This window comes from Dietzia sp. CQ4 (genome assembly GCF_014145125.1).
GTDB classification, from domain to species: domain Bacteria; phylum Actinomycetota; class Actinomycetes; order Mycobacteriales; family Mycobacteriaceae; genus Dietzia; species Dietzia natronolimnaea.
Window position 1 is genome coordinate 1 of sequence record NZ_JAALDZ010000199.1, and the last position, 7,327, is coordinate 7,327.

At 70.0% G+C, this 7,327-nt stretch carries 10 protein-coding genes; 9 read left to right on the top strand and 1 reads right to left on the bottom strand.

Annotation, left to right across the window (positions count from 1 at the left end; translation table 11 throughout):
• Window positions 1–127: 127 nt before the first annotated feature.
• The 7 genes from pyrE (at window position 128) to G6031_RS12105 (ending at window position 4,035) form a co-directional block, all read left to right on the top strand.
• Window positions 128–685, top strand: coding sequence for an orotate phosphoribosyltransferase (gene pyrE, locus G6031_RS12075; protein ID WP_182653386.1), 558 nt, complete (start codon window positions 128–130; stop codon window positions 683–685).
• A gap of 1 nt (window position 686) precedes the next feature.
• Entirely contained in the window at window positions 687–1,529 is an 843-nt protein-coding gene (locus G6031_RS12080; RefSeq protein ID WP_187702257.1) for a lysoplasmalogenase family protein, read from the top strand.
• Complete coding sequence (locus G6031_RS12085; protein ID WP_182653387.1) at window positions 1,526–2,359, top strand: SDR family oxidoreductase; 834 nt, start codon at window positions 1,526–1,528, stop codon at window positions 2,357–2,359. Before G6031_RS12080 ends, G6031_RS12085 begins: the two co-directional genes overlap by 4 nt.
• Window positions 2,356–3,045, top strand: coding sequence for an RNA methyltransferase (locus tag G6031_RS12090; RefSeq protein WP_347238489.1), 690 nt, complete (start codon window positions 2,356–2,358; stop codon window positions 3,043–3,045). Before G6031_RS12085 ends, G6031_RS12090 begins: the two co-directional genes overlap by 4 nt.
• A gap of 125 nt (window positions 3,046–3,170) precedes the next feature.
• Complete coding sequence (locus tag G6031_RS12095; protein ID WP_182653388.1) at window positions 3,171–3,650, top strand: DUF2975 domain-containing protein; 480 nt, start codon at window positions 3,171–3,173, stop codon at window positions 3,648–3,650.
• Window positions 3,650–3,856: a helix-turn-helix transcriptional regulator gene (locus tag G6031_RS12100; protein WP_179523505.1), complete on the top strand. Its 207-nt coding sequence runs from the start codon at window positions 3,650–3,652 to the stop codon at window positions 3,854–3,856. Before G6031_RS12095 ends, G6031_RS12100 begins: the two co-directional genes overlap by 1 nt.
• Window positions 3,853–4,035 carry a hypothetical protein gene (locus G6031_RS12105; protein WP_182653389.1) on the top strand — a complete coding sequence of 61 codons (183 nt, stop codon included), beginning with the start codon at window positions 3,853–3,855 and terminating at the stop codon, window positions 4,033–4,035. Before G6031_RS12100 ends, G6031_RS12105 begins: the two co-directional genes overlap by 4 nt.
• 9 nt (window positions 4,036–4,044) lie before the next feature.
• Here the strand turns inward: G6031_RS12105 and G6031_RS12110 are convergent, their stop codons facing one another.
• Window positions 4,045–4,680, bottom strand: a complete 636-nt coding sequence (locus G6031_RS12110) for a DedA family protein (RefSeq protein WP_182641626.1) — start codon at window positions 4,678–4,680, stop codon at window positions 4,045–4,047.
• A 191-nt stretch (window positions 4,681–4,871) separates the two neighbouring features.
• Here G6031_RS12110 and fbaA point away from each other — a divergent pair, with 191 nt between their 5' ends.
• Both fbaA and G6031_RS12120 read left to right on the top strand, forming a co-directional pair.
• Window positions 4,872–5,915, top strand: a complete 1,044-nt coding sequence (fbaA, locus tag G6031_RS12115; RefSeq protein ID WP_182645043.1) for a class II fructose-bisphosphate aldolase — start codon at window positions 4,872–4,874, stop codon at window positions 5,913–5,915.
• Window positions 5,916–6,152: 237 nt separating this feature from the next.
• Window positions 6,153–7,327 (top strand): DUF222 domain-containing protein (locus G6031_RS12120; protein WP_241737329.1); only part of this gene is annotated, 1,175 nt, incomplete at its 3' end.

Genomic DNA, 7,327 nt, shown 5'->3' on the forward strand with positions numbered 1-7,327 from the left:
GGGCCGGTCGCATCACGCGACCGGCCCGTCCTCCTTCTGTCGTGTTCTGTCGTGGCGCGCGTCTAGAGTCGACCCCGGTACCGATACCGTCGCCGCAGCCGCCGTCGCGGCCGATCAGAGGAGCCCGATGTCCGTCCCCGCCACCGTCGACTCGACCGCCAGAGCGCGCCTGGCCGAGCTGGTCGCCGAGCTCGCCGTCGTCCACGGCCGAGTCACCCTCTCCTCGGGCCGCGAGGCCGACTACTACGTGGACCTGCGCCGCGCGACCCTGCACCACGAGGCGTCGCCGCTCATCGGCCGTCTGTTGCGTGAACTGACCGACGACTGGGACTTCGACGCGGTCGGCGGACTGACCCTCGGCGCCGACCCGGTCGCCACGGCGATCATGCACGCGCCGGGCCGGCCGATCGACGCGTTCGTCGTCCGCAAAGAGGCCAAGAAGCACGGGATGCAGCGCCGGATCGAGGGACCGGACATCGTGGGGAAGCGGGTCCTCGTCGTCGAGGACACCACGACCACCGGCAACTCCCCACTCACCGCGGTGGCCGCCCTGCGCGAGGCCGGCGCCGAGGTGGTGGGCGTGGCCACCGTCGTCGACCGTGCCACCGGCGCCGATGACGTGATCCGGGCCGAGGGCGTGGAGTACCGCGCCCTGCTCGGCCTGACCGACCTGGGACTGAAGTGACATGACCGCCGAGTGGACGACGACGAGACGCACGACGACAAAGGGGACGGCGTCCGATAGGACGACGGCGAGGGCTTTCCCCACCGTCCTGGCGCAGGCGCTGCGGGAGCGGGTGCTCTCGCTCATGGACACCTCCCGGCCGGAGGGGCCCGCGTTCCTCGCCGCGGCCGCGGGCACGGAGGTGGCCAAGGCGACCGGATTCGGCCCGCTGGAGAAGCTCTGCAAGCCGCTCATCGTCCCGGCGGCGCTGACCATCGCTCTACGTGAGGGCGCCCGAGGAGGCGCGGGGGCGGGTAACGGTGGCCTCGGCCCCGTCGACACCGCACTGCTCTCCGTCACCGGTGCGGCGTATACCACGGGCGACGTGATCCTCATGCTCGGTGGAGGACACGCCAGCCGCTCGCGTTCCCGGCTCGTCTCGGGCGCGGCGGCGTTCGGGGTGGGGCATCTCGCGCTCGGCGGGCTGATGCTCCGGTCGGGCCTGAGGGTCAAGCCGGTCCAGTCGGCGGTTCACGGGGTGGCGGCCGGCGTCGCCGGTGCGATCCTGCTGTCCGAGGACCGGGCCAACGCCCCACTGGCCGCGTACGGAGCACTGCTGGCGTCCCTGTCGGCGCTGGCCACCTCGGTCGATCGTCGGTCCGGGCCCGGCGCCTCGGTGTTGGCCGTGGCGGGGCCGGTGTTCCTGCTCAGCGATGCGTTGATCCTGCTCAGGCGCAAGACCGAGGGCGGATCGGCGCTCGCGCGGGGCCTGGACGTCGGGGTGATCGACACCTACGCCACCGCCGCGCTGCTGTTGCTGACGGGCACGGCGGCCGCGGCCCGCACGGCCGGGCGGTCGGCATGAGTGCTGCGGGCCCCGGTTCACCGGGCGGTACCGGGATCCGCACGGTCCTGATCACCGGCGCCGGTCGCGGGATCGGCGAGGCCACCGCGCGCCGGTTCGCCGACGCCGGTTATCTCGTGGGTGCCTTCGACCTGGAACCGTGCGAGTGGGCGCGGGGGGACGACCGCGTGGTCACCGGCGCGCTGGACGTCACCGACCCGGTCGCCTGGGAGTCCGCCCTGGCGGAGTTGACCGCCCGCTCCGGCGGCGCGCTGGACGTCCTGGTCAACAATGCCGGGTTGCTGTACGGGATGCCGTTCACGGATGCGAGCTACGAGCGGGACTCCGCGCTGGTGGACGTCAACGTCAAAGGCGTGATGTACGGCTGCCGGGCGGCGTTCGGATACTTGGAGAAGGCCCCGGCCCCGACCGTGGTCAACCTCTGTTCGGCGTCGGCGATCTACGGCCAGGCCGAGATGGCCGTGTACTCGGCCACCAAGTTCGCCGTCCGCGGCCTCACCGAGGCGCTGGACCTCGAATGGGGGCCGAAGGGCATCCGGGTGTGCTCGGTGTGGCCGCTCTACGTGGGTACCGGCATGCTCGAGGGCGTCGACACCGCCGGGATGCGGAACATGGGCGTCCGCCTGACCGAGGCCGACGTGGCCGGCGAGATCCTCGGGCTGGCCGAGCAGACGCGGCGCACCCCGTCCGGGGTGCTGGGTCGGATCCGCGGCGCCCTCGGTCGCGAGGTCCACCGGCCGGTGGGTACGCAGGCCACCGCGATGTACCTGGCGTCCCAGATCGGGCCGGGGCGGGTCATCAGGCTGGTCAATCGACGACTCACCTCGTGAGCGGCCCCGCTGCCGACCGCGAGGTGGCGACGGCGGATCCCGCCGCCGGGCCGACCGAGTGGGGCGATGGGCTCGTGGGCGTCGGACCGTGGGAGCTCGAGCGCCCCGGTGAGCCGCGGCCCACGGGCGACCGCTGGGATCCGGACCTGCTCGACTCGGGCGACCGCCGCAACGTGGTCGACCGCTACCGGTACTGGCGGCGAGAGGCGATCGTCGCCGACCTCGACACCCGGCGGCACCCCTTCCACGTGGCCATCGAGAACTTCGGTCACGACGCCAACATCGGCACCGTGGTCCGGACGGCCAACGCGTTCCTCGCGGCGGAGGTGCACATCGTGGGACGACGTCGGTGGAACCGTCGCGGGGCGATGGTCACCGACCGCTACCAGCACCTGCGCCATCACGAGGACGTGGCCGCGCTGATGGACTGGGCCGAATCCGAGGGGGTGCCGGTCGTCGCCGTCGACAACCTCCCCGGCGCCGAGCCGCTCGAGACCGCCCGGCTCCCGCGCGAGTGTGTGCTGCTGTTCGGTCAGGAAGGTCCCGGGGTCAGCGCCGACGCGCGACGACGGGCGGCGAAGACCGTGTCGATCGCCCAGTTCGGCTCGACCCGGTCCATCAACGCGGGCGTGGCCGCGGGGATCGCGATGCACGCGTGGGTCCGCGAGCACGCTGCGCCGACCTGAGCTGTGCTGACCTGGGCTGGCCGACCTGGGCTGTACTGACCTGGGCTGTGCTGACCTGGGCTGTGCCACCCGAGGGGCGGGAGCGATCTATTGATTTTCGATAGGTAATCATCCATAGTCGTGAGATGCAGATCGAAAGACGAGCGGTCCTGCCACTGCGGGTGTCCCTGGTGGTGCTGTTCGCGGTACTGCTCCTGCTGCAGACCATGTCGTTGCCCGGGCAGTTCGCGCACATGGCTGAGACATCGCCGGGCGACGCACACCTGCGGTGGCCACTGACGGCGGTGTCGATCTACTGGGTGCTGTGCATCCAGGTCGTGGTGGTGGCCACCTGGAAGCTGCTCACGCTGGTCAAGGACGACCGCATCTTCACCGACGCGTCACTGATCTGGGTCGACGTGATCCTCGGGGCGATCGTCGCGGCCTGGGGGATGCTCGTGCTCGTCCTGGTGCTCGTGGGCGTCAACGCGAACGATCCCGGACTGCCGCTGCTGCTCTTCCTCGTCGTCGTCATCATCACCGTCGCGGCGCTGCTCATGGTCGTCATGCGGGCGCTCCTCCGGCAGGCCACCTCGTTGCGGTCCGAGATGGACACGGTGGTGTGATGCCGATCGTCGTGCGGATCGACGTGGAGCTCGCCAGGCGCAAGATGAGCGTGGGTGAGTTCGCGGAGCGGGTGGGACTCACGCCGGCGAACGTCGCGGTGCTGAAGAACGGGCGTGCCAAGGCGGTGCGGTTCAGCACGCTCGAGGCCATGTGTCGCGTGCTTGAGTGTCAGCCCGGGGACCTGCTGGAATGGGTGGAGGAATGAGGAGCGCAGCGGGGTTCGCCCTGGTCCTCGTCGGGGTGCTGAGCGTGGTGGGCCTCGGGGGAGTGGCGATCGTCCTCGGCGGGGCGGACGACTCCCCGGGCCTTCAGGGGATCGGTGTGGTCCTGGTGGTCGGGGCGACAGCCGCCGCCCTCCGTTGGCGGGGCGGACGACCACGGTAGGAACCCGGCTCAGGCCGCCGGGGCGGAGGGCCCGTTGCGGATGCGGTCGACGAGCTTCGGCCCGGCGGTGACGGCCATCGGTATGACCGAGATCAGCACGATCCCGATGAGGATCAGGTCGATGTGCTCCTTGATCAGCGCGAATTGCCCCAACCATGCGCCGAGTGCGGTCACCCCCGCGGCCCACAACACCGCACCCACCATGTTGAACAGCACGAACACGCGGTAGCGCATCCCGGCCATGCCCGCCACCAGCGGCGCGTAGGTGCGGACGATCGGCACGAAGCGGCACAGGATGATCGTTGCCGGCCCCCACTTGTCGAAGAACTCGTGGGCCTCGCGGATGTAGACCTGCTTGAAGATCCGCCCGTCCGGCCGCTCCCGCAGGTGGTGGCCCCACCGGTTGCCGATGAAGTAGCCCACCTGGTCGCCGAGGAACGCCGCGATCGGGGCGGCCACCAGCACCACCCACAGCGGTGCGAAGGGGTTGTCCTGCTGGGTGAGCAGCCCCGCGGTGAACAACAGTGAGTCGCCCGGGAGGAACGGGAACAGCAGACCGGACTCGATGAAGACCACGGCGAGGAGAGCCGGGAGTATCGCGTTGCCGAACGGTCCGTCGCCGGACAGCCAGAACTCCGGGTCCATGAATCCGGGACCGAGCGCCAGGACGTGCTGGGCCTGTTCGGCCACCAGGTGCGTGTTCACCTCGGGAATCGTAGACCCGCTCTGCTGGGAAACGGCTGAAACCGTGCCCCCGCTGGTCCTCCGGGGCCCGCCACCTCGCGGTACCTCGTAGGATGGGATGAGTCACAGTGCCGAAATCTGGAGGATCGTCAATGCCTATCGCCACCCCGGAGCAGTACAAGGACATGCTCGACCGGGCTCGCAAGGAGGGCTTCGCCTACCCCGCGATCAACTGCACCTCCTCCGAGACCATCAACGCGGCCATCAAGGGATTCGCCGACGCGGGCTCGGACGGGATCATCCAGTTCTCCACGGGTGGAGCGGAATTCGGTTCCGGCCTGAACGTCAAGGACATGGTGACGGGCGCGGTCGCGCTGGCCGAGTTCGCGCACATCGTGGCCGAGAAGTATGACGTGTTGGTCGCGCTGCACACCGACCACTGCCCCGAGGACAAGCTCGACACCTTCGTGCGCCCGCTCATCCAGATCTCCCAGGAGCGCGTGGACGCCGGGCGCAACCCGCTGTTCCAGTCGCACATGTGGGACGGCTCGGCCACCCCGCTCGACCGCAACCTCGAGATCGCCAAGGAGCTCCTCGAGAAGACGGCCAGCGCCAACCAGATCCTCGAGATCGAGATCGGCGTCGTGGGCGGCGAGGAGGACGGTGTCGAGAACGAGATCAACGAGAAGCTCTACACCTCCCGCGAGGACTTCGAGGCGACCATCGACGCGCTCGGGGCCGGCAACACCGGGCAGCGCTACCTGCTCGCCGCGACGTTCGGCAACGTCCACGGCGTCTACAAGCCGGGCAACGTCGTGCTGCGTCCCGAGGTGCTCAAGATGGGCCAGGAGGTCGCGGTGGAGAAGCTCGGCCTCAACGAGGGTGACCTGCCGTTCGACTTCGTCTTCCACGGCGGCTCGGGCTCGGCCAAGAGCGAGATCGAGGAGGCGCTGAGCTACGGCGTCATCAAGATGAACGTCGACACCGACACGCAGTACGCGTTCACCCGCCCGATCGCCGGTCAGATGTTCGCCAACTACGACGGCGTCCTGAAGATCGACGGCGAGGTCGGCAACAAGAAGGTCTACGACCCGCGCTCGTACCTCAAGAAGGCCGAGCAGGCGATGTCCGAGCGGGTCGTCGAGGCGTGCAACGACCTCAAGTCGGCCGGCAAGTCCAAGGGCGCCTCTGCCTGACCAGCGGCTTCGGCCTGATCCCACTCACGGCGACCCGACGGGGTCGGTGCCACCAGCGGCGTCTCTCCTCCAGTGGAGAGGCGCCGCTGTCGTGTGGTCACCGGGTGGTCTGGACGCCCTGCCCGGCAATTCTGGATCGAACACTTGTGCTATTTCGCCCCGGGCGATAAGATGGATCACACGTTCGAATGGTGGCGAGTTCGATTGGCGCAGGGGGGTGCGGTGGTGGATCCGATGATGACGACGACGAGCTCGGCGGCGTTCGGGGCGCTGCGCGCCGTGCCGGAGGCTCTCGACACGCTTGGCGCCGAGGCGCTGAGCGAGGTGGCGCGGTCGGCCACTCTGGCGCAGAACCTCGCCGCGGCTACCCGGTTGCAGGCCGCGCATCACCTGGTTGAAGCGATGGGGCGGCTCGACGAGGCCACCCACGATGACAAGGCGCGTCCGCGTCCGGCGTTCGCCCGCCTGGATCCGGCTGATCGGGCGCGTGATCACCTGGCGGCGGCGATGTCGCTGACCGGGTGGCATGCCGGGCGTCTGGTGACCGCCGGGGTGCAGATCCACACCCGCCTTCCGCTGCTGCGCAAGGCCGTCGATCGGGGCCTGCTGCCCGAACAGTTGGCCATCGACACCGCCTGCCGGCTGGCCGGCATCCCCGATGAGATCATCGCGGCAGTGGAATCAGAGGTCATCGGAGCCCTGTGCCGGGACCTGGACGGCGGCCACCGCCCTAGCCGCACAGCGTTGGACACCGCGGTCGACGCAGCCAGGGAACGCCACGACCCCCGGGCCGCCCAGGACGCCGTGGCCGAGGCCGTCGAGCAGCGCACCGTCCGATTCCGCTCCGACCGCGACGGCATGACCAGCATGTGGGCCCACCTGCCCAGCGGGGACGCCGAGAAGCTCCGCCGCCGCATCGAGGCCGCCGCCCGCGCCGCCTGCGATTCGGGCCATCCCCGCACCCGCGACCAACTGCGCGCCGATGCCCTGTGCGCCCTCGGGGACCCGAACACCGACGACATCGGCACCGCCCTGCACGACCCCGAAAGCGATGAGCGTCCCCATGGTGACCGCCCGCCCCTGGGCGCGTCGTGGGGCACCGACAAGCCCATCCGGATCTCGATCATCGACAGCATCGCCCAGGGCCTGCCCAACCGGGTGCAGTTCGTCAACGGCGCCTACGCCAGCTTCGACTGGCTGTGCGAGGAACTGCTCTCCGGCGGTGACGCCACAGTGCGGTTCGAGCTGATCGACCCGCAACCGGGCGTCCAGGACACACCGGATGCGGTGCTCAAGTACTTCATCACCCCGGCGCTGGCCGAGAGGATCCGGTTGCGTGACGGCACCTGCCGCCACCCCGGCTGCACCGTCGACGCCCACGAGTGCGAGATCGACCACGTCATCGCCTTCGA

What these genes read in the sequence shown, in the direction of transcription:
- G6031_RS12085 (WP_182653387.1), top strand. Translation starts at nt 1,526, where the DNA reads ATGAGTGCTGCGGGCCCCGGTTCACCGGGCGGTACCGGGATCCGCACG.
- G6031_RS12110 (WP_182641626.1), bottom strand. Translation starts at nt 4,680, where the DNA reads ATGGACCCGGAGTTCTGGCTGTCCGGCGACGGACCGTTCGGCAACGCG.
- G6031_RS12095 (WP_182653388.1), top strand. Translation starts at nt 3,171, where the DNA reads ATGCAGATCGAAAGACGAGCGGTCCTGCCACTGCGGGTGTCCCTGGTG.
- pyrE (WP_182653386.1), top strand. Translation starts at nt 128, where the DNA reads ATGTCCGTCCCCGCCACCGTCGACTCGACCGCCAGAGCGCGCCTGGCC.
- fbaA (WP_182645043.1), top strand. Translation starts at nt 4,872, where the DNA reads ATGCCTATCGCCACCCCGGAGCAGTACAAGGACATGCTCGACCGGGCT.
- G6031_RS12080 (WP_187702257.1), top strand. Translation starts at nt 687, where the DNA reads ATGACCGCCGAGTGGACGACGACGAGACGCACGACGACAAAGGGGACG.
- G6031_RS12105 (WP_182653389.1), top strand. Translation starts at nt 3,853, where the DNA reads ATGAGGAGCGCAGCGGGGTTCGCCCTGGTCCTCGTCGGGGTGCTGAGC.
- G6031_RS12100 (WP_179523505.1), top strand. Translation starts at nt 3,650, where the DNA reads ATGCCGATCGTCGTGCGGATCGACGTGGAGCTCGCCAGGCGCAAGATG.